This window comes from Alkalihalobacillus trypoxylicola (genome assembly GCF_001590785.1).
GTDB classification, from domain to species: Bacteria; Bacillota; Bacilli; order Bacillales; family Bacillaceae_D; genus Alkalihalobacillus; species Alkalihalobacillus trypoxylicola.
Window position 1 is genome coordinate 38,544 of record NZ_LTAO01000006.1, and the last position, 21,782, is coordinate 60,325.

The following is a 21,782-nucleotide window of genomic DNA, read 5'->3' on the forward strand; positions in this document are numbered from 1 at the left end:
TCTATTGTCCTCCCTCGACACGATAACTGCTTTCAACTGAATGTACAACAGCTAGCTCTTCTAATGTGTTCATCAATAATTGGTAATTCGCCTTGTTCGTTTTATGTGTAATAATAATGACTTCTGCTGCTGCTTCACCATCTACCGGAAGCTGTAATAACTTTTCAAAGCTTACTTCATATTCAGCAAATAATGAAGTGATAGTAGAGAACGTTCCTGCTCGGTCTACTACTTTTAAGCGAATAAAATATTGTGATTCAATTTCTTGATCATCTTTTAATACACTTTTTGTTAAAGGACCTTGTACGCTCTTCCCATTTACGCCAAGTCTCATATTTCGAATAACCTGAACTAAATCAGACATCGCTGCCGTAGCAGTTGGTAAAGCTCCAGCACCCGGGCCATAAAACATCGTTTCGCCTACTGCTTCACCATATACATAAACAGCATTATACTCATTATGAACGGAAGATAAAGGATGCTGATGAGGTAATAAGGTCGGTTGAACACTAATCTCAATTCTTCCTTCATCACGTTTTGCGAGCCCGATTAACTTCATCGTATATCCTAACTGATGACTATAATACAAATCAGCATCTGATACGTTAGAAATACCTTTTACACTAACATCATCAAGCTCTACTTTTGAAGAGAAACCTAAGGTTGCCAAAATCGCCATTTTCCTAGCAGCATCTAAGCCTTCAACATCAGCTGTCGGGTCACTCTCAGCAAAACCAAGCTCCTGTGCCTGCTGTAAAACTTCATCATACGAACGTCCTTCATGACTCATTTTCGTTAATATATAGTTCGTCGTTCCATTAACAATCCCCATCATTTTAGTAATTCGATCAGCTGATAAGCCATCAGACAAACCTTTTAAAATCGGAATTCCTCCGGCAACACTAGCTTCATAAAATAAATCACAGCCCTTATCAGAAGCGAGTTGAAGTAATTCTGCTCCATGCAATGCCATTAAATCTTTGTTAGCTGTGACAATATGCTTTTTATTATTTAATGCCTTTATTAACAGTTTTTTAGTCTCTTCAATTCCACCCATTACTTCCATCACAATATCTACATCAGGGCTTGATATGACCTCATCTGCTTGTTCTGTTAATAAATGCTCGTCAATTACAATTGATCGATCTTTCTTTTTATCTCGAACGAGGACTTTCTTCACTTCAACCGGACAGCCAACCTTATGCTGAAGCTCTTGCTGGTGACGTTCTATAATCTCTACAACACCGCCTCCAACGGTTCCAAAGCCTAGTAAACCTACTCCGACTGCTCGATCCATACTCTCCACTCCTATCCAAACAAAAATGTTCCCTCAAAAAGTACATATGTTTATCTATAAAGGACATTATAATCCTCTTTCACTCATAAAACAAGAGGAATTCAACTAATTTTCAAAATATTTATAGAAGTCCATTATGATTTATACGAGCCCCAAAATAACCAGCTTAATTAATATGTAAAAGGGAAAATAGCTCCTATAATCTAGTTTAAAAGTATCAATAACATCTCAGAAAAGTTTAAAGATCAAAAAGCTAGGATTTTAAAAAGAATCTTCTATAATGGACAGAAAAAGCTGAAATAAATGAGCAAAGAGACGTATTCGGCCTCCTATTCAACCGAATATAGTCAGAATCAGCGATCCAATAGGAAGATAACAGCTTCTAAAGCTGATATAAGGGCGTAAAGAAACATTCTATTGGACGGTAAAATAGGCAACATCATAAATAAGGTCAAATAAGAAATTCCTATTTGACCGTAAAAAGCGTAATGATACGAAATTGGGCAAATGGAGCGATCCAATAGGAAGATAACAGCTTCTAAAGCTGATATAAGGGCGTAAAGAAGCATTCTATTGGACGGTAAAATAGGCAACATCATAAATAAGGTCAAATAAGAAACTCCTATTTGACCGTAAAAAGCATATGATACGCAATTGGGCAAAAGGAGCGTTTACAAATGCCATGAACTTTACATCTCCTATTAAAAAATACCCTTCCTCTAGGAACAAATAGACGAACTTATGAAAAAAAGCCTTTGAGAATTGGTATTTCTCAAAGGCTTTTTTTACAAGATTTAAAACTAGCTACATTTGGTTCACTAAACCCAATCAACTCGTGGAGTTCGATTAGCTGTTTGAGGGACTTTAATGGTTTCCTGAAAAAGCTGTAGAAAGTGTTCATTTTTATTCTCATCATTAAGCATTCCGGTAAACACTTGACCATGCGTGTGCTTATCCTCATTCAATTGACTTCTATAATAATTTTCAATCGCTTCATAATAATGAACAGGAAATAATAAACGAGAATACATAAGTCTCCATGAGAAGGTTGTTAGTGCTTCATATTGATTATAACCATCTAAAAATGATTCAAAAGTATTTTGTCTGTTATCAAGTAACTGAAATCTTTTTGAACGAATCCACTCAGCTATATCTCGACATGGGTGATCAAAAAGAAACTCTGTCGGTGATTTGACAATTCCTCCTCTCTCAGATTGCGAAAGCCATGTTTCATCGGTAAATCTTCGATGAGTAATCGTCCCTTGTTCTACTTCTATACTTCGATCATCTAAGCCTGCATCAACCGCATATTGGATAGCATTTTCACTGAGACCCATATAATAAGGATACGTATACAAAAAAGCCTCATCGACCATGGTTTGTGGCCCTTCATAAAGCACCTGAAAATACCATTCCTCTAGCTGCTCTAATCTTTTCTGCCAAAGCATCGGCCATTGTCCAAAATATTCGAATTTCTTTTGATTCTGTCCGGCTTTTTTTCCATGATAGTGAACAATGGCTAAATGCTCGCCTCTTTCATATTCATTCGTAATTTCAAGCCCTACCCTTTCTTCTTGGTTAGGTAATTTAAACAAATACACATCCTGCCCATCAATAAATCCGTGATTCTTTTTGTTTTTCGTTGGAATAAGCTGCAATACAGTCGCATCCCCAATAGACCTTAAATATTCACTATAATAGATCATTTCTTCTTCCGTAGATGCGAGCTTATTTTTAGGTAATAAAAGATACTGCTCGCTTTCTGTTTCAAATCCTTCATATTGTGAATATTGCTTTCTTGATCCACAGTACAATCCATAATAATCATAAATATTTCTTTCGAACATTTGAACACCACCTCGTTTGTGCCCATTATTTTATAGTCTATGACCCAAAAGCATAAAATGTGTACCAAAACCGTAGACTATGAATAGAGGGAAAAAATTTTTGAATGGATGATAAGCCGATATGGTTATTTTTAGACTCCATTTAAGGGGGTTATCTATTTGAGTTCGAAGGAAAAAAATTATGATGTTGTAGAAAAAGAAGCAAGAAATTGGCTAGTTAAACGAGGTGTCGATTTAGAGGATATCGCTGATTTAGTATACTTTTTACAGGTCAAGTATCATCCAGACTTAACTTTGGAGCAGTGCTTAGAAAATGTAGATCGCGTCATTGGAAAGAGAGAGGTACAAAACGCTATTTTAACAGGAATACAACTTGATCTTTTAGCAGAAGAGAAAAAATTATTTCCTCCGCTACAAGGAATTATTGAAAGAGATGAGAGTCTCTACGGTGTAGATGAGATCATTGCTTTATCGATTGTTAATGTTTATGGTTCAATTGGATTTACTAACTACGGTTATATTGATAAACAAAAGCCAGGAATACTAGAAAGATTAAACGACAAATCCTTAAAGGAATGTCATACGTTTTTAGATGATATTGTAGGAGCCATTGCTGCGGCTGCATCGAGCAGATTGGCTCATCGTGCTGCAAATGTGGAATAATTCTAATTCAAATTTTAATAGAAATCTACCTGAATAAAGAGCTCCAAGCACAGTAGGTGCTCGGCCGTTGGCTCCCCCAAGAAAGACCGGTCCAGTGGCAAGTGGATTTCCGCATGGACACTTCATTAACCGCTAACTTACGTATTTCATAGAAAGCCTACACATATAACAGAACCCTCCTTTTTTTCACTTTCACAAGAAGGAGGGTTCTATCGTTATTTATGTATGCATCCATTACACACCATTTCAAATTTCGCTACATGAGCTCATTTACGTATTTTTTATTAGAATTTCCATTCGGATAGAGAATTCAACGAAAACGTCGGTTGGATTTCCTTTTTCTTTAAATCCTCTCGACTCGTTACACCAGTATGAACAATTAATGAATCGATCCCTGCCTGAATACCGGCTAATATATCCGTTTCATAATTATCGCCAACCATGAGTGCTTCTTCCTTTTTAATGCCTAAAACGTCTAGTGCTTGTTCAACAATGATATCTTCAGGTTTTCCAATAAAAATCGGAGTTACTCCTGTAGAGACAGAAACAACAGACACAATCGAACCACATCCAGGTAGCAAGCCTCTTTCTGTCGGCAGAGCAACATCACCATTTGTAGCGATGAATTTTGCTCCATTTCGAATGTTTATAGTCGCTAGAGCAAGCTTTTCATATGTAATGTCTCTATCAAGACCCATAACGACAAAGTCAGCATCCTTTTCTACAATCGTATGACCTGCTTCTAATAGAGCCTCTTTTAACCCAACTTCTCCAATCATATACACTTTAGCACTTTCTTTTAAATCAGAGACATATTTTGCCGTTGCCATACTCGTTGTAAATACGTGCTCCGTCGTTGCTGGAATATCCATTCCACGTAAAATTTCAGCTACCTTGCTAGGATGCTTAGTTGAATTATTCGTCACAAACAAATAATCTAAATTTCTTCTTTCTAATTCTTTAATAAATTGAACAGCTTCATCAATCTTTTCTGGACCACGGTACACTGTACCATCCAAATCGATTAAATATCCTTTATAGCTTTTCATACTCTCTCCACCCTTCTATCATTTTTATTATACTGGAGATTAATCATACTGAATACTATTGAGCACTAGTGAGATTTGAACAAAAAACCACATTTGAAGAAAGAAAATACTTCCTCGAATGCGGCTTTATTTATTATTTCACTAATTTTTTTGGTTTCTTTATCGTATATTGACACGCCGTTGCATTTTCCTTAGCTGCACAAGTATCACGAACAATATCTTCTGTTCCTAGCAAGGTTTGAAATAGCTTTTTCTCACAAGAGCAAGCTACATGATAATCTTTTGCAACCTTTGCAATCGGACAATTATATTCGATAAAAGTAAAGGTATCCGTGTCTTTTTGACCCCATTCCACCATATATCCATTATCATCCTGAATTTTGGCTAGCGCCTCAATTCTTTCTTCAAAAGAACCTGTAACGAGCTGATTATATTTAGCCTCTAAGCGTTCGCGCCTCTTTTCAAAAAGCTCCTCGACCATTTCATTTCCATTGATTGCCTCAATGTCTTTTAGAAATTCAACCGAAAGTCCGCCGTAGTTTCTTGGGAAGCTTTCTTCTCCTTCATCCGTTAAGAAAAATTTATAGCTAGGTCTCCCCATAGAACGCTTTTCTATTCGAGCTTCAATCAATCGATCTTGCTCTAGACTTTGCAAATGTCGCCTAACAGCCATTTCGGTAATGTTTAATTCCTTGGCCAACTCCGAAACCGTTCGCTCTCGATGTCTTTTTATAAGCGACAAAATCATGGAACGTGTCGAGTTTTCTTTTTTCATGGCCATCACCACCTTATATTCATATTGTAAGCGATGTGGTTAGAAATGCAAAGAATTTGCTCACATCCTTTTTTTACCTTTTAGGCAAAAAGGCGGACACGGGTCCTAATTCTTGCTCTAAATAAGTCCTTATAAAGAGAACAAATTGAGAAAGTGCATGTTGAGCTTCTTTTAGGTCCTTTAACATATTAGCATGGTCAATATTATCATACTCTTGTACAAGTTTTTTTCTTAGCTGAATAAGCTTTTTTAATTGTTGCGCGTATACCGAGTCAATGACCTTCTCGTCCTCTAAAATATCGATAATATCCTCATAGCTTCCAGGATCGCGCATAATAAACCCATCAATCATACTATTGCCTACATCGATTACACATTCTATATAAAGAGAAACCGTGCGTTCAAGTGCTAATAAATCTGTTCGTTTAGCATCATCATTTACCTCTAATTGTGGAATAACTGTATGCAATGTCTCCATGAAACGAAGCTTTTTTTCTATTTGCTCTCGATCAACAAAATACATATTTTTCACCTTCTACATTTATTACCTTACATTTTAATTGATAAAAATAGCTTTCCTAGACACCCTACTTATAAGGAGGTGTACTTCTTGAAAGAAGAAAGTAAATATCAAGACTTTTCAAATGTAGAAGCTCAAAGAGAAAAGATTATTCCTGAAGATTTACCTGAAGGACCTTATGGCTCTCCTTTTCATGCTAAAAGTCCCGTTCAAAACAAAAGTACTCCTTGGGAAGAAGGGCAACATTCCATTAGCGCTTCTTCTTATGAAAATAAAAGCCTACACAAAGGACAGCAACGAAAAGATCCAGGTAGCCATCCTCCTAAATAAGCTTTCTTATCATGATTCGGGGAGATTTTTGGACTCCCCTCTTCATTTTTAAAATTAATCGACTCGCTTCAGGACAAAATAGGCACAACCAAAATTACAATACTCATATAAATAATCATCTAATGTACTGATTTTCGTATCAAAAGTTGATTTCTTATGCTTATCATGAAAAAAGCCACGTAATCGTAATTGATTATAGCCCCAATCTCCAACTATATAATCGTATTTATTTAAAACTTCACTATATCGCTCTTTAAAAGCTTCTTCATTCCAACCATCTCTTATATCTTCTATCACTTCAAATTGCATGGACTGTACACGGACCATAATCACTTCACCCCACTTTTCTATTCAATATTGTACCATATTGAAATTGATTTCACATTATTGCTTTTACCACTGATTAACATTCATGAAATCCTCATATCAACAAAAGCTACCATTATCAATATGATTTAAATGTTACAAACATTAGGAGGGAAAAAAATGATCAAGAAAGTATGTATAGGTTTGACTATTCTTCTTTTATTAAATGCTTGTCAAGCTCCTGATTCTATGTCCTTACAATCAAACGACCACTCTCAAAACATGGGAGATTGGTTCTCTGATTCTAATTCAGATTCTTCACAGTATGGGTATAGTCGTCTCCAAAGAGAACAGGTTCATACATTTAATGGACAAAAAGCCATTGCACCTATAGATCGTGATGAAATTTCAACTAAAATCACTCAGCTCGTTTTATCTGATCCACATATCGAAGAGGCTGCCACTCTTATTACGGACCAATATGCACTTGTCGTTTACGTTAGTCAAAAGAAGGAATCTAATTCAGATGAACAAATAGCTGATACAGTTAGAAGAACAGCTGAATCGGTCATCCCAAGATATTATGAGGTTTTTGTTGCAGATGATCATGGAATGTTTGAGAATATTGAACGCTTCCAAAACCTTTCTTCTAAAAATTCAGATGCATTGGGTACGTTAAAGGATACGATTGAAAAAATGCAAAAGTATCCTCAAGGAATGGAATCTTCATCTACAAAAAGCATGAATAAAGACGAAGAGAAAATGAGAGAAATTCATTCTTAAAAATATCATTAGCTTTCACATCGTAATCGCTGTATGATGATAAATCGTTTGTACGCTTCAATAAATAGACAAAGCCACTGATTTCAATATAGAAATCAGTGGCTCTTTCTAACTAAACATAACACGCTCTTTAAGCAAGAATTAGCTAGTAGGTACAGTATTTTTATCTTGTGCTTTTCTAGCTTCTGAACGAACTTGTGCTTCGTTTACTTGTTCATCTGCATGATAGGACGAACGAACAAGCGGGCCTGCCTCACAATGACTAAAGCCTTTATTCAAAGCAATTTCACGAAGCTCGGCAAATTCATCAGGATGATAATATTTTACAACCTTTAAATGCTTTTTCGTTGGTTGAAGATATTGACCTATTGTCATAATATCTACATTGTTCGCTCGTAAATCATCCATTGTCTCCAAGATTTCTTCCTTCGTCTCCCCTAAGCCAACCATTAAACTTGATTTAGTAGGAATATCATCATGCATGTCCTTTGCTCTTCGCAAGAATTCGAGCGTTCTTTCATAGGTCGCTCTTGCACGAACCCGAGGAGTTAACCTACGAACGGTTTCAATATTGTGATTCATAATATTAGGCCTAGCATCCATTAGAATTTTTAAGCTCTCTTCGTTACCTAGCATATCTGAAGGCAAAACCTCTATCGTACAAAAAGGATTTCTTTTTCGAACAGCTCGTACCGTTTCAGCAAATACAGCTGCTCCACCGTCCTTTAAGTCGTCTCTTGCAACAGCTGTAATCACGACGTGCTTTAAACCCATTTGTTCAACAGATTCCGCAACTCTTTCTGGCTCTTGAAGGTCTAGTTCATTCGGTAATCCGGTTTTTACCGCACAAAAACGACAGGCTCTCGTACATGTATCACCTAAAATCATAAAAGTAGCTGTTTTTCGAACTGCCCAGCATTCATGGATATTTGGACATCTTGCTTCTTCACAAACTGTATGTAATTTTTTCTCTCTCATCATTTTCTTTAAACCAGTATAGGATTCATTCGTATTTAATTTAATTTTTAACCATTCTGGTTTACGAATATGCTCGTCTTTTTTTGCCAATGTAACTCACCATCCAATTTTAGCTGAATTATTTCTTTAAATTTTCCATTACCTTCTACTTTATCACGAATTAAAGAAAACAACCAACAGTTCTGAAAACATTTCCAATACTTCACTGCCATTTTTTTACGTAATTAAAACCATACTAATGAATGAACAAATTGAGGAGAAAAATTGTCTGAAAGGAGTTATGTAAATTGAACAAGATTATAGCACCTATCACCTTTCTTCTACTCCTAATCACGCTAGTACCGATGGAGACTTTGGCTGCTGAAGAAGAGTTAACCATCGAACAAAAAGATGAACAGCGATTAATTCTTTATAAAAGAGCTGAAGCTTTAACAAACATTCCTTGGTACTACTTAGCAGCCGTTGATACATATGAACGGGGTCTAAGAAGAGTAGTAAAGGATCGACCGAGAGAAGAGGGCCTCATATCTATCTTCTTCACACCTTCACAATGGGCGGGCCCTTTGAATCCTGATTTAGAGGATGTTGACCCATTATCCATTAGTTTATTTGGCGGACTCGGTCTTGATGGAAATGGAGATAATGAAGCCGATCGAAATCAAGATGAAGATGTGTTATTTACTTTTGCTCGTTATTTAGAAAAGTATGGTTTTAATGATGAAGACTTTAAAATTGCTCTTTGGGATTATTATCAAAGAGAGCAAACCGTATCTATCATAAATGGACATGCTAACCTTTACAAAAATTATAAGCACCTTGCCCTCCATGAGCATGCATTTCCTTTACCATTAAGAGCTAACTATAGTTATCGAAATACATGGGGGGATAGGCGAGGCTGGGGAGGTAGAAGAATTCATGAAGGGACGGATATCTTTGCTGGTTATAATGTACCGGTTCGCGCCACCTCCTATGGAGTGATAGAAATAAAGGGTTGGAATATTTACGGTGGCTGGAGAATTGGCATCCGTGACCTTGATAATATTTACCACTATTACGCTCATTTAAGCGGCTTTGAAAAAGGGATAGAAGAAGGAGAGATTGTTGAGCCAGGACAAGTGATTGGTTATGTAGGAAGCTCCGGCTATGGAAAACCTGGAACCCAAGGTAAATTCCCTCCCCATCTTCATTATGGTATGTATCGGGATAATGGATATACCGAATGGTCTTTCGATCCATTTCCTTCTTTAAAATCTTGGGAAAGAAAAGGATTTCAGCAATTAAAGAAGCAATCATAAATCCGAAAAGGTCATCAGCAGTTTTTTAACAAAAAATAAGAGAGTGGGAAAAAAAGAGATTTTTAAATAGCTCATGAAGCGGACTTGAGAATAATCTGTAATAGGATACAAACTGAAATAACGATTAAAGAAGCCTCCTTCTTGGTAAAAGAAGGAGGCTTCTTCACTTAAGCTAACGGACACAAAGCAGCACACCACCGGACTTAGGGGAGTGAACAGCCGGGTACCTAAACATGTGTGGAATTCTTCACCCATGCACATTGTACTAGCCTCTTTTATAATTCATTGAACATCCACAACCACATGCGCGAGTCGATTTTATCTTTCAATCCATTTAGTTTCAATTCCTTACATTTGTGATTCTGTTTTTTTCTTTTTTTTGCTTACACGCACTGCATTTAAGATGCTTAATAGCATTCCTCCCCAGAGAATAACCATTCCTAACACCATAATAACAATTGCACTTGTACTCATTTTTAGTTACCCCCTTCATCTAAAGATTTTTGCGGGTCTTTTTTCCATTTTTTCAATGAGAAGAGAATACCAACTACTAATACACCTAATGCAACTGCCCAACCAGCACTTAATAGAAAAGAAAGTGGATACTCTGCGTAATTGTTTCGGAAATTCAATATGAAGTTTTGGATCATCATATATCCTAAAATGACAGGCGTAACGACTCCCAAACAAATTCTCCACCAAATACCAATTTTAAAATCCGACATTGAATTCGTATGTTTCTGTAAATCAGGTAACTTCTTCAAGAACCAAGCTACAACGATAACCGATACAAGACCAGCCACCGCTATCCCAAATTGATTAACAAAATAATCAACCGTGTCTAATAAGAATAGCCCACCTTGTGTTGCATATAACAAGGACACTAGTGCTGATAATCCCCCTCCAAAAATAACCGCTTTCGTACGGCTTACTTTAAATTTATCTTGAATACCAGCAATATAGGTTTCAATAATGGATATGAGTGATGTGATACCTGCCATCACTAATGATCCAAAGAAGAGAACTCCAAAGAATCCGTTAAATCCCGGAAAGCTATTGATAATTTCAGGGAACACGACGAAAGCTAAAGTAATTCCGGCATTGGCTACTTCATCGACACTCACACCTGCCTGAGTAGCCATAAAGCCTAGAGCTGCAAATACGCCAATACCTGCCAACAGCTCAAAGCTAGAGTTGGAAAAACCGGTAATAAACGCATTATTGTTAATATCCGATTTCTTCGGTAAATAGCTCGAATACGTAATCATAATCGCAAAGCCTACCGATAAACTGAAGAAGATATGACCATAGGCGGCGATCCAAACACTAGGGTCCTTCATTTTCTCCCAATCTGGATTGAAAAAGCTTTCTAATCCAAGTGCTGCTCCTTCTAATGTTAAGGCTCTAATCACCAATGTTAAAAACATAATAAGTAATATCGGTAAACAAATTCGATTGGCTAATTCTATTCCTCTTTTAATTCCTTTAAACATAATAAGTAAAGTAACGACCCAAATAATCACCAGTGGTATTAACACATTAGGTACTAAGCTACCAAACTCACCGGGATTGCTTATTTGTAAATAACTTTCCTGCAAAAATTGCTCTGGATTATTTCCCCAAGAAAGTCTGATTGAGAAAAAGGTATAAGCAATTGCCCATGCGATGATGACCGCATAAAATGTTGATATAACAAACGAAATGGCAACCTGCCACCAACCGATCCATTCTGCTTTTTTATTTAACCGTGCATATGTTAAGGGTGCTGAACCTCGGTATTTTTGTCCAAGAGTAAACTCCATTATGAGTAACGGAATCCCCGCTGTTAATAGGGCAAATAAATAAGGTAAAAAGAAGGCACCTCCACCATTTTCATAAGCAACATAAGGGAACCTCCAAATATTACCTAGCCCAACTGCTGAACCGATGGCTGCTAATATAAACCCCGCTCTTGTCCCCCATTGTTCTCTTTCAGTCATTCTATTTCTCCTCTCCACTTCCAACAAATGTTATTGCTAAAAACTAAAAATTTTATTTCTAAATAATCAGAAAATAAAAAACCCTAGTAATAGTATCTCTTTATTTCAGAGTTTTAATAAATTTGTTCGATTATTCAATATTTGATTATAATAATAAACTCTTTGTCATTTGTCAAAATGAAGGATTTACCAGCTACTAAATGAGATAAATGTCCTACTTTAATCCAAAAACAAAAAGGCCTGTCATAAAGCCTCATTAAGAGGTTTTGACAAGCCCTTCCAGGAGTTTTTTACTACCTTTCAAATTATATGGCTATTCCACAATTTGAACGATTTTTTTTATCACAAAAAAAGTAATTAGGAAAATAACAAAGACTGCTAATAAAGATATCCATATCTCTTTCGTTATCCCTAAAATGATAAAGCCTACTAATGATATGACTGCCGTGACTATTGCATATGGCATCTGTGTAATAACATGATCAATATGATGACTTCCAGCTCCAGCAGCTGAAAGAATCGTAGTATCAGATATCGGAGATACGTGGTCTCCAAAAATGGCTCCTGCTAAAACGGCAGCAAGCATTGGAAGCATTAAAGTCACATCAATCGTTGCTGCCATTTCACCCGCAATTGGGAGCAATAAACCAAATGTTCCCCAAGAAGTACCCGTTGATAAGGCCGTGAAACAGGCAATCGCAAAGATAATCGCCGGTAATAGCATTGGAGGAACTGTTCCATCAACAAGAGAGGCTAAAAATTGCCCTGTACCTATATCTGATATAATTTCGATGATAATCCAAGCCAAAATTAATATATAGATTGCAGGAAGCATTGATTTAATTCCTGCCCAAATCGCAAAAAACTTCTGAGGATTATTTGGTTTAATTACATTTAAAATCAAAGCCATTCCAACCCCTAATAGGCCACCAATTACTAATGAACCAGCTATATCTGCCTCACCAAAAATGTCTATTAAAGAGCTGCTTTGGGCTACACTTAATCCTGTCACAACCATTGCCACAATCGTTCCAACAACTAACGCTAGTATAGGAAGAACTAAATCGTATACTCTTCCTTCACTATGACTTTTCACTTGTTCATCTACTCCAGGAACTTCGCCCGATTTAGGGTCCGTTAATACACCTTTTTCGATCGCTAGCTTTTCATGTCTCTTCATTGGTCCAAAATCAACCTTAAATAAAGCAACAGCAATCATAAAACAAATCGCTATAAGAGCATAATAATTCATAGGAATTATGAGTAAAAATGCCTCTAATGGTTGATATTGCATAACACCATGTGTAACTAAGATTCCACCAATAATCGAAATGATATAAGCTCCCCAACTTGAAATAGGAGCAATTACACACATAGGAGCAGCAGTCGTATCTACAAGATAAGCTAGCTTTGCTCGAGATACACGGTGCTTATCTGAAATCGGTCTACTTATATTCCCAACCGTTAAACTGTTGAAATAGTCATCGATAAAAATGATAAAGCCTAGGAAAATAGTAAACATTTGTGCGCCTATGCGCGTTTTAATCCGCTTCATTGCCCATTCAGCAAAAGCAAGACTCCCACCAGATTTCGTAATTAACGAAGCCATTATACCAAGTAATACTAGAAAAATAAGAATATAAAATTCCCAATCATTAATGCCTTCCTCGCTATAAAACAAGCCAGTAAAAATACCTAAAATCTGCATAAAGCTATCGATAGGATTAAAGCCATTTAGCATTAAAGCACCAATGAGGATACTTATACCTAAAGATAGTAATACCTTTCTTGTTAAAAGCACTAACAATAATGCTAACAATGGTGGTATTAGTGAATACATTGTACCTTCCAAATTAAATTCCTCCCCCTCTTTTGTCTGAAGAAGATCAACCAAGAAAAAAAAACAATAATGGTAACCATTATTGTTTTATATCAAAGGTTATCCCCATCTTCAGTAGTAGTTCTCCACGATGACTTGCATCGTGACAGTTCAACATTTATTCAATGCTGTCCCAGCAAAAGCGAATGTGACAATTCTCTTTCACTTCGGCGGATTTACCTTTTAGCTTCGATCATCGATGTCATTCTCCCAAAGCCTACTCATTGCCTCCGCGCCTCTACCTCACCTATTTGATGAGGCATTACTATTCATTTGTCAAAATCTATACTAAAATAGTATATCAAAAGGATGAGCTCACATCAACTGCTATTCCTTACCATCTTTACATTCTTTCATATACTAAAAACTCATGGTGATAATGGTTTTTTTCATCCACTATACCTTCCGTTTTCTCAACAAGCTTCCACTCTTCCCAAGGCCAATTATCCGGAAAATAAGTATCTCCATTAAAGGTCTCTTTAATTTTTGTTATATACATTTTTTCAACTACCTCGTGAAAGAGCTGAAAAACGTTGGCTCCACCTATTACAAAGGTTTCTTGTTCATCTGCTGTTGCTCTCAATACATCCTCGATTGAATGAAAAACCTCACAGCCTTCAGCTTTATAGGAGGAATCTCTCGTTAAAATGATATTTCTTCTTTTCGGCAATGGTCTTCCTAATGACTCAAATGTCTTTCTACCCATTACAACCGTTGAACCCGAAGTGACTTTCTTAAAATATTGTAAATCATTAGGTAGATACCAAGGCATATCATTATCTTTACCTAGTAATAAATTTTCATCGGCAGCAAATATATAGGAAATCATACTGAAACCTCTCCTTTTATATGAGGATCAGGATTATAATCAACTAATTCAAAATCATCAATAGTAAAATCAAAAATAGATTCAACATCACGGTTGATTTTCATTTCAGGCAAACTTTTCGGTTCTCTTGTTAGTTGAAGCTGAACCTGCTCGTAATGATTCGAATAAATATGAGCATCTCCGAATGTATGCACAAATTCACCTGGCTCTAAATCCGTTACTTGAGCAATCATCATAGTTAAAAGAGCGTATGAGGCAATATTAAAAGGCACTCCTAAAAAGATGTCCGCACTTCTTTGATAAAGCTGGCATGATAGCTTTCCTTCACTGACGTAAAATTGAAAGAGACAATGACAAGGAGCAAGAGCCATTTCATCAATTTCTGCTACATTCCAAGCATTAACGATTAATCTTCTTGAATTGGGGTTCTGTTTAATTTGCTCAATCACATCACTTATCTGGTCTATCGTTTTACCATTTGCTCCTTCCCATGAGCGCCATTGTTTCCCATACACAGGACCTAGCTCTCCATTTTCATCCGCCCACTCATTCCAAATTCTCACATTATGATTTTTTAAGTACTCAATATTGGTTTCTCCCTTTAGAAACCATAATAATTCGTGAATAATAGATCGTAAATGTAGTTTTTTGGTCGTTAGCACAGGAAATCCATCGGCTAAATTAAAGCGCATCTGATAACCAAATACACTCTTCGTTCCGGTGCCTGTTCGATCACCTTTCTCCATACCAGTTGACATCACATGCTTACAAAGCTCTAAATATTGCTTCAATTTCAACACTCCTTTATATTTCCTAAAAAACTAGATTATATTTTAGTTTTATCCTGTTGCGTTAAGTAATATCTCCTGCATTTTAGGCCTCAACAATAAATCCTTGATGAGATTAAACCAACCCCTAATAAAAAGCTGAGAGATAGTAAAATAGATTCTTAAACATTATTAAAAAACTCATCTTCTATGTCATTATAAAGATACAAGCTATTAAAAGCTATTATCTATTTTGACATAAAAAAAGAATACTAGGAAGATCTCTAGAATTGGTATTTTTTGAAAGAATTCCACTGAGTGAAGGCTCCATTCCTTTAAATATATGAACATATTGCTTTAAAGTAAACTATTGTATAATTTGTTAATTCGATTACTTTCTTTTGAACGTTTCAGTGCTGTGGCTGTCATTTTGGGCTAAATGACAGCTTCCTTCCGACTGCTATTTGTCGAATTTTCTTTAGACGGGTGAATAGGATGCTTACCTGTTAAACCTAGTGCTTTTACTCCTACTGCAGTTGGAACAGTTCTACCTCATTCGACCGCTTTCCTGGTTCCGGCGCTTTTTCGGGTGAATAGACTGCTTTCTTTCGACCAACTAATCCAGCAACTTTTCCGGTGAATAGAACCTCCCCTTTTGACCTTCTTCACTAATTCTGCAGCTATTTCTTCTAATTGAGCTTTCTTTACAAAACGACTGTTTATACAAAAAAACCATTGTGAGAATTAGACTACATAGAAAAAGTCTACTCACAATGGATAATTTTTTTATTTAAGTAGTATACTTCATTTTTAAAAGGGCGTCTTTTCCCTTCATGCCCACTTTTATTCCGAGGCTTTCGGCTTCTAATGTAACGGATTCTAGCGGGGCTTCTAATAGCTGCTCAATCGTTCGAACACCTACAGCTCTAGCCGCAACGATTTTCCGTTCTTTTAATTTTTCGTTTAAAAGCGCAACATCTAGTGCTCCACACATAATATAGCCTGTTTCATTCGTTACAGCCATAAAATTAGTCTTAGGTAGCTTTAATGTAATGGCTAAGAATGTCTCTCCCTCAATGGTAATTGGATTCATCTCTAACAAAATAATCCCTCCTGTCCCGTTAGCAAGTCAACTATTCCTTACTAAGTTATGAGAGGACTAGGAAGGTCGTGAATAGATTTATGCCCATTCTTGCCCAAGCTTCCAAGCTAATATATCACGTAAAAATTCTGGCATAAAATACTTTTTATTTGGCGCTTCATAAATACTTGGATACAAATGGCCAAACGTATACATATCTAAGGTTGCGACACGATACATTTTTGTTTCTTGAAGCGGCTCATTTAAAATTTTTATTGATAGTACGTTTTCTTCGTTTGCGTCTAGTGAAACCTCTATTCCGGTAAAAATCATTCTGCCAATTAATTTACCTCTAAACCCAAACCCTTTTAATTGTAAAAATCGAATTTCCTTTGTAAAAGATCTTTCAATCGCTTGTCTCAATTGCTTCCCTGTCATTTCGACCACACAAGGGTTAATCGGGTGAGGACAAATTCGATGGATATCTCCTTTTGTTACTTTACCGGCTGGTAGAGATTCTAATAAAATTCCGGCATTTAGCATGGCTATATCTTCGTTACACCACTGAGCAAGCGCATCGCAAAGCATTTGGACCATTTCTGTGTTTTCCTGCCAAGAAACAGGAAAGTCAGTAGGCAGTGTAGCAACCGTCTCATCTAATGTGTGAAAAGATTGTTTATTTAATCGCTCTATTAACGCAGATGTTTGTTTGGAAGCTATCGTACTGCTTGCTTCTATTAATTCTGAAACAGAGGAAACGACTTGCTTTTTTTTCGTATCATACTCAATTAGTACTTTTCCAAAATAATGACCATGCTTACCAGATTGGGTAATTAAAGTCCCATACATTCTTTTTCCTTGCTTTAATAAATCATGAGTGTGGGAGCCTAGAATCACATCAATTCCTTCCACATTCTCAGCAATTTCTTCATCACGAAACAATCCAAGATGAGACATTAAAACCAAAATATCTACCTTTTCCCTCACAAGCTTTATTAATTCATATAATGGCTCTAAATCTGACTCACTTCGCCATCCTAATTGTGAATATAATCGACTAAAAGGAGCCGTCCAGCCAATTAAGCCAACCTTTAAACCATTTTCCATCGTATGAATGACATAAGGCTTTGCCCATGTTGGAGTGCTACCATCCTGTTCAAATAAATTACCAACCAATACTTGAAACGTAGCATCATCATATAAATGCTCTAGCTGCTTTTTGGAGAAGGTTACACCCTCATTGTTTCCGATTGTAGCGTAGTCAACTTTGGCTTCATTTAATAATTCAATATTTCCTTTTCCTTCTGTTGCTTCCGTTATTAGATGACTTCGGTCGGCATGATCGCCTAAATCGATAAACAATGTATTTTGGTCACGATTTTGATTAACATGTCCTACAATATGTGGCCAATTGTCAAAATAACTATGTAAATCATTAACATGAAACAGAGTTAATGTCTTAGTTGTCAAAACTTCCTCCCCCTCTCACAACCAAACACCTTCCGCAAACCTAAAACAAATCCAACTGTCTTGGAGCCAGGCCATGATAGGTTATTTGTAGCTTATTAATTAAATGAAGTGCATTGTCTGCTGCATCTCCACCTGAATTATTATTAAAAATCACATAAATATCTTCGCTCATTTCTTGAAAGCCTTGGAGCATCTCTGCAAACTCTGTTATTTCACTATCATTATATCGATATAAATAACGAACTTCTCTCCATCTTCCGTTTCCTGGATCGTTCCAGCCATGAACATTACGGCCATGAAAGCGGAATAATGTTTTATTAGAATCCGTGCTCTCAAGCACTAAAGGTATCGATGATTGCCCCGCTTGAGGCTCATCACATATACTATGTATCCAACCTTCCTGCTTCATAAAATGAAGGGTACTCTCACGATATTTAGCATCAAACCAAGATTGATTTCGAAATTCTAAAGCAACAGGTAGATCTTTTAATTGCTCTCTTACATATCTGACCCATTGTACATGTTCTTTTTTACAATCAAACCAAGGAGGAAACTGACAAAGCACCATTGCGAGCTTTTTATGTTCAATCATAGGTGTCAATGACTCACGGAAAGCTTGGAACATCTCTTCCTTCGTTTCAAAAGGGGCTGTTCCCTTCTGATGTCCAGTCATTCCTTGAAAAGCTTTAACAACAAATTTGAAATGAGTAGGCGTTTCCCTCACCCATTTTTCCATATTTCTAATAGGCTGCACGGCATAAAAAGAAGCATCTAGCTCAACAGTTGGAAAAAAACCAGTGTATGTCTCTAATTTTGCAGACATATTACTTAGACCAACATATAAGCGGTCGTGATCTCCCCACCCAGCCAAACCAATATAAATCAAATGATCATCACCTCAACGACAGGTCATTGTTGTTTTTGTATATTTGAAAAAAACTTCATATTATAAACAACCGTTACTATACAATATACCAAAATTCATGGAAATAACCTACAAAAGAATACGGGTAAATAGAGGAAAGAAATAACAAATGTATTCTGAAATGAACTAATTTCATCAACCTTATCTTTTAATGAAAACCGAACGATTAGGTTTTTGCTTTCCACTTTAGTAGATGCTTTCCCAAGGGCTTGTCTTCAGCTAACTCTGACAACGCTGAGCTTCGTCAGAGTGGATCTTCAAACGGCGCTTTTCCTTTGGGAGTCACTACCTACCGTTACAATCTATGAGTCAATTCGCAAACTTTCAGAACATTTTATAATAAACGTTCGGTTTCATTCACATATAAAGCAATAATGAAATGGACATACATTCGCTCATCTTGATCAGGAACAAAGATCGTTGTTTACTACCGATAAAACTTCTGTAAAATAGAATGAAACGACATCACCCATTTTTTTAGTAGAAAAGAAAGTGAGAACCCAAAATGAATAACTACCCTCTATATCAACCTTGGTCCTTAGAAGATATTGATCACTTTTTTAAACATTCTTTAAAAGCTAGAAGTATTTCCATTTCCGATCCTGATTTACAACCTTTCCTTATAGTTGATGAAACACCCAATAAAGAAAAAATCGGACTCATTTATGGCATTTATGATGAAGCGGTTGTCCATTTATTAAATGGAAGAATAGCTCATATCAATGAAATGGAATATGTGCTACTTTCCCAAAAGCAAAAGACACTATTTGATGTTGATACGATTCTTACAATAGGTACCCTTGTGATACTCGAAATAAACGATAAGAAAGAACTTACAGGTTGTTTTATTAATCGAGAATTACCGAGGTTGTATGATCTTATTACGTATTTTTCTGGTTTACCAGACTTTAATCTAAAGTACTATGCTCCTTCACAAGTAGAGGAGTATTTAGAATCTGTTGAAAAAGTTAAAGGGACGGGATTTCTCAACCAAATTGGTGATTAAAGTGACAGATTACAATCACTATTATCTTTGTAGTATAACCAATCATTAAAAATGGTTCCGAAAATGTTCTCGTTAAACTTTACCTTCAATTGGTGTTAGTTAGAATTCACTTCTATCTTTTCAACGCCACTTTGATTAGGTGGTAAAGATTCTTCTCTTAGTGCATCACTATCATAATAAACGGTTATGTTATCACCTATTTTAATTCCGTCATTTAATTCATGCCCTATTAGAAAAGCTATCGTGTCCTCTAAGCCACCTGGACCTTCTACAAATATTCTAATTCCTTGTTCTTCTTCTATTAAATCGACTACATCCCCGGTATGACTAGCTAATTGGTTGTCAGCTCCACATGCTACTAATAACAATGATAAAAGTAAAACCATTAGAATTTTAGTCATGATTTACTTCCTTTCTTCATTTAGGTTATGAGTCACTTTCCCTTTAAAGGTTCAAATAAAACAGATATATCCTTTACCAACAGCTTCTCGTCTACAATCTCCCAAACCATTAAAACCCAAAGTAATCCCTATCAGCAATAAAAGAAAAAAGACGAACTAAAAAGTTCGTCTTCGCTTCATACTTTGTCATCTAGAAATGATTTCTTAACCAATCGAACCTTCCATTTCGAACTTGATTAGTCTGTTCATTTCAACAGCATATTCCATTGGTAATTCTTTTGTAAATGGCTCGATGAAGCCCATTACGATCATTTCAACAGCTTCTTGCTCTGAAATACCACGACTCATCAAATAGAATAATTGGTCTTCAGATACTTTAGATACCGTAGCTTCATGCTCAAGTGCGATATCATTGTTAAGAATTTCGTTGTAAGGAATCGTATCTGATGTTGACTCGTTATCCATAATTAGTGTATCACACTCAATTTTGGATTTAGAGCCTTGCGAACGACGTCCAAAGTGACAAATTCCACGATATGTTACTTTACCACCGTGTTTTGCAATTGACTTAGATACAATCGTTGATGAACAATTTGGTGCTAAATGATGAATTTTAGCTCCTGCATCTTGGTGTTGACCTTTTCCAGCAATCGCAATAGACAGAACGGTTCCTTTTGCAGCTTCACCGCGTAGGATAACTGCTGGATATTTCATTGTTAGCTTTGATCCGATGTTTCCATCTACCCATTCCATGGTTGCACCAGCGTCTGCTACTGCTCGCTTAGTTACCAAATTAAATACGTTTGGTGCCCAGTTTTGGATCGTTGTATAACGACAGTAAGCATCTTTTTTCACGATGATTTCAACAACAGCACTATGAAGTGAGTTTGTCGTATAAACAGGTGCTGTACAGCCTTCTACATAGTGTACTGAACTTCCTTCATCCGCGATGATTAATGTACGCTCGAATTGACCCATGTTTTCAGAGTTAATACGGAAATAGGCTTGTAATGGTGTATCTGTTTTGACACCTTTTGGTACATAAACGAATGAACCACCAGACCATACCGCTGAATTAAGTGCAGCAAACTTGTTATCCGATGGAGGAATGATGCTTCCAAAGTGTTCCTTGAAAATTTCCTCATGCTCTTTAAGAGCCGTATCTGTATCAGTAAAGAGAACGCCAAGCTCTGTTAGCTCCTCTTTCATATTGTGATAAACTACTTCTGATTCATATTGAGCAGAAACCCCTGCTAAATACTTTTGCTCAGCTTCTGGAATACCTAGCTTATCAAATGTATTTTTAATTTCTTCAGGTACTTCATCCCAAGACTTCTCGGATTTCTCAGATGGTTTTACATAGTAAGTAATATCATCAAAGTTTAATTCTGATAAATCTCCACCCCATTGTGGCATTGGCATGTTATAAAATTGCTCTAGTGATTTTAAGCGGAAGTCTAACATCCACTGTGGCTCTTCCTTCATACGAGAGATTTCTTCCACAATCTCTTTAGTCAAACCACGTTTTGAACGGAAGATTGACACATCACGATCCGAAAAACCATATTTGTATTCACCGATATCTGGCATTTTTTTCGCCAT

Annotated in this window: 23 protein-coding genes and 1 riboswitch; of the genes, 5 read left to right on the top strand and 18 right to left on the bottom strand. The window is 36.4% G+C overall.

Annotated features, from left to right (window positions below):
* Nucleotide 1: 1 nt before the first annotated feature.
* The 3 genes from AZF04_RS05220 to yutH all read right to left on the bottom strand — a co-directional run bounded on the left by AZF04_RS05220 (nucleotide 2) and on the right by yutH (nucleotide 3,144).
* The gene (locus AZF04_RS05220) at nucleotides 2–1,297 is read right to left on the bottom strand and encodes a homoserine dehydrogenase (protein WP_061947842.1); all 1,296 of its coding nucleotides are present in this window, start codon (nucleotides 1,295–1,297) and stop codon (nucleotides 2–4) included.
* Nucleotides 1,298–1,650: 353 nt separating this feature from the next.
* Entirely contained in the window at nucleotides 1,651–1,908 is a 258-nt protein-coding gene (locus tag AZF04_RS20930; protein WP_153017219.1) for a hypothetical protein, read from the bottom strand.
* A 207-nt stretch (nucleotides 1,909–2,115) separates the two neighbouring features.
* Nucleotides 2,116–3,144, bottom strand: coding sequence for a spore coat putative kinase YutH (gene yutH, locus AZF04_RS05225; RefSeq protein ID WP_061947843.1), 1,029 nt, complete (start codon nucleotides 3,142–3,144; stop codon nucleotides 2,116–2,118).
* A gap of 159 nt (nucleotides 3,145–3,303) precedes the next feature.
* On the opposite strand from yutH, the gene AZF04_RS05230 reads away from it, so the two are divergent.
* The gene (locus AZF04_RS05230) at nucleotides 3,304–3,807 is read left to right on the top strand and encodes a phosphatidylglycerophosphatase A family protein (protein ID WP_061947844.1); all 504 of its coding nucleotides are present in this window, start codon (nucleotides 3,304–3,306) and stop codon (nucleotides 3,805–3,807) included.
* 284 nt (nucleotides 3,808–4,091) lie between these two features.
* Here AZF04_RS05230 and AZF04_RS05235 read toward each other — a convergent pair whose 3' ends face one another.
* The 3 genes from AZF04_RS05235 to AZF04_RS05245 form a co-directional block, all read right to left on the bottom strand.
* Nucleotides 4,092–4,856 carry a TIGR01457 family HAD-type hydrolase gene (locus AZF04_RS05235; protein ID WP_061947845.1) on the bottom strand — a complete coding sequence of 255 codons (765 nt, stop codon included), beginning with the start codon at nucleotides 4,854–4,856 and terminating at the stop codon, nucleotides 4,092–4,094.
* A 133-nt stretch (nucleotides 4,857–4,989) separates the two neighbouring features.
* Nucleotides 4,990–5,631 (bottom strand): helix-turn-helix transcriptional regulator, encoded by a 642-nt coding sequence (locus AZF04_RS05240; RefSeq protein WP_144202975.1) that lies wholly within the window; start codon nucleotides 5,629–5,631, stop codon nucleotides 4,990–4,992.
* Nucleotides 5,632–5,704: 73 nt separating this feature from the next.
* A complete protein-coding gene (locus tag AZF04_RS05245) occupies nucleotides 5,705–6,154 on the bottom strand; it encodes a DUF86 domain-containing protein (protein WP_061947846.1) in 450 nt (149 codons plus the stop codon).
* A gap of 87 nt (nucleotides 6,155–6,241) precedes the next feature.
* On the opposite strand from AZF04_RS05245, the gene AZF04_RS05250 reads away from it, so the two are divergent.
* Entirely contained in the window at nucleotides 6,242–6,481 is a 240-nt protein-coding gene (locus AZF04_RS05250) for a hypothetical protein (RefSeq protein WP_045482905.1), read from the top strand.
* A gap of 54 nt (nucleotides 6,482–6,535) precedes the next feature.
* Here the strand turns inward: AZF04_RS05250 and AZF04_RS05255 are convergent, their stop codons facing one another.
* Complete coding sequence (locus AZF04_RS05255) at nucleotides 6,536–6,808, bottom strand: YutD family protein (protein WP_045482908.1); 273 nt, start codon at nucleotides 6,806–6,808, stop codon at nucleotides 6,536–6,538.
* A gap of 159 nt (nucleotides 6,809–6,967) precedes the next feature.
* Between AZF04_RS05255 and AZF04_RS05260 the strand changes: the two genes are divergently transcribed.
* Nucleotides 6,968–7,570, top strand: coding sequence for a YhcN/YlaJ family sporulation lipoprotein (locus AZF04_RS05260; protein WP_061947847.1), 603 nt, complete (start codon nucleotides 6,968–6,970; stop codon nucleotides 7,568–7,570).
* Between the two features lie 141 nt (nucleotides 7,571–7,711).
* Here the strand turns inward: AZF04_RS05260 and lipA are convergent, their stop codons facing one another.
* Nucleotides 7,712–8,638 (bottom strand): lipoyl synthase, encoded by a 927-nt coding sequence (gene lipA, locus AZF04_RS05265; RefSeq protein ID WP_061947848.1) that lies wholly within the window; start codon nucleotides 8,636–8,638, stop codon nucleotides 7,712–7,714.
* A 254-nt stretch (nucleotides 8,639–8,892) separates the two neighbouring features.
* Here lipA and AZF04_RS05270 point away from each other — a divergent pair, with 254 nt between their 5' ends.
* Nucleotides 8,893–9,843 carry a M23 family metallopeptidase gene (locus AZF04_RS05270; protein WP_082795279.1) on the top strand — a complete coding sequence of 317 codons (951 nt, stop codon included), beginning with the start codon at nucleotides 8,893–8,895 and terminating at the stop codon, nucleotides 9,841–9,843.
* A gap of 348 nt (nucleotides 9,844–10,191) precedes the next feature.
* Here the strand turns inward: AZF04_RS05270 and AZF04_RS20545 are convergent, their stop codons facing one another.
* From AZF04_RS20545 to AZF04_RS05310, 8 genes are all read right to left on the bottom strand, one after another.
* Nucleotides 10,192–10,317, bottom strand: a complete 126-nt coding sequence (locus AZF04_RS20545; protein ID WP_082795278.1) for a methionine/alanine import family NSS transporter small subunit — start codon at nucleotides 10,315–10,317, stop codon at nucleotides 10,192–10,194.
* Nucleotides 10,318–10,319: 2 nt separating this feature from the next.
* Nucleotides 10,320–11,822, bottom strand: a complete 1,503-nt coding sequence (locus tag AZF04_RS05280; protein WP_061947851.1) for a sodium-dependent transporter — start codon at nucleotides 11,820–11,822, stop codon at nucleotides 10,320–10,322.
* Nucleotides 11,823–12,135: 313 nt separating this feature from the next.
* Nucleotides 12,136–13,674, bottom strand: a complete 1,539-nt coding sequence (locus tag AZF04_RS05285) for a Na+/H+ antiporter NhaC family protein (protein WP_061947852.1) — start codon at nucleotides 13,672–13,674, stop codon at nucleotides 12,136–12,138.
* A 98-nt stretch (nucleotides 13,675–13,772) separates the two neighbouring features.
* A riboswitch (Lysine riboswitch) is annotated at nucleotides 13,773–13,950 on the bottom strand.
* A 94-nt stretch (nucleotides 13,951–14,044) separates the two neighbouring features.
* Nucleotides 14,045–14,530 (bottom strand): dihydrofolate reductase, encoded by a 486-nt coding sequence (locus tag AZF04_RS05290; protein ID WP_061947853.1) that lies wholly within the window; start codon nucleotides 14,528–14,530, stop codon nucleotides 14,045–14,047.
* A complete protein-coding gene (locus tag AZF04_RS05295; protein ID WP_061947854.1) occupies nucleotides 14,527–15,321 on the bottom strand; it encodes a thymidylate synthase in 795 nt (264 codons plus the stop codon). The genes AZF04_RS05290 and AZF04_RS05295 overlap by 4 nt, the downstream gene beginning before the upstream one ends.
* Before the next feature lie 766 nt (nucleotides 15,322–16,087).
* Nucleotides 16,088–16,390 carry a YunC family protein gene (locus AZF04_RS05300; protein ID WP_412459196.1) on the bottom strand — a complete coding sequence of 101 codons (303 nt, stop codon included), beginning with the start codon at nucleotides 16,388–16,390 and terminating at the stop codon, nucleotides 16,088–16,090.
* An 87-nt stretch (nucleotides 16,391–16,477) separates the two neighbouring features.
* Nucleotides 16,478–17,848, bottom strand: a complete 1,371-nt coding sequence (locus tag AZF04_RS05305) for a bifunctional metallophosphatase/5'-nucleotidase (RefSeq protein WP_061947856.1) — start codon at nucleotides 17,846–17,848, stop codon at nucleotides 16,478–16,480.
* 40 nt (nucleotides 17,849–17,888) lie between these two features.
* Nucleotides 17,889–18,734 (bottom strand): DUF72 domain-containing protein, encoded by an 846-nt coding sequence (locus tag AZF04_RS05310; protein WP_061947857.1) that lies wholly within the window; start codon nucleotides 18,732–18,734, stop codon nucleotides 17,889–17,891.
* A 544-nt stretch (nucleotides 18,735–19,278) separates the two neighbouring features.
* Between AZF04_RS05310 and AZF04_RS05315 the strand changes: the two genes are divergently transcribed.
* Complete coding sequence (locus tag AZF04_RS05315; RefSeq protein WP_061947858.1) at nucleotides 19,279–19,779, top strand: hypothetical protein; 501 nt, start codon at nucleotides 19,279–19,281, stop codon at nucleotides 19,777–19,779.
* Between the two features lie 95 nt (nucleotides 19,780–19,874).
* On the opposite strand, the gene AZF04_RS05320 is transcribed toward AZF04_RS05315, so the two are convergent.
* Entirely contained in the window at nucleotides 19,875–20,180 is a 306-nt protein-coding gene (locus tag AZF04_RS05320) for a hypothetical protein (RefSeq protein ID WP_061947859.1), read from the bottom strand.
* 204 nt (nucleotides 20,181–20,384) lie between these two features.
* On the bottom strand, nucleotides 20,385–21,782 hold the full coding sequence (gene sufB / locus AZF04_RS05325; RefSeq protein ID WP_061947860.1) for a Fe-S cluster assembly protein SufB: 1,398 nt from the start codon (nucleotides 21,780–21,782) through the stop codon (nucleotides 20,385–20,387).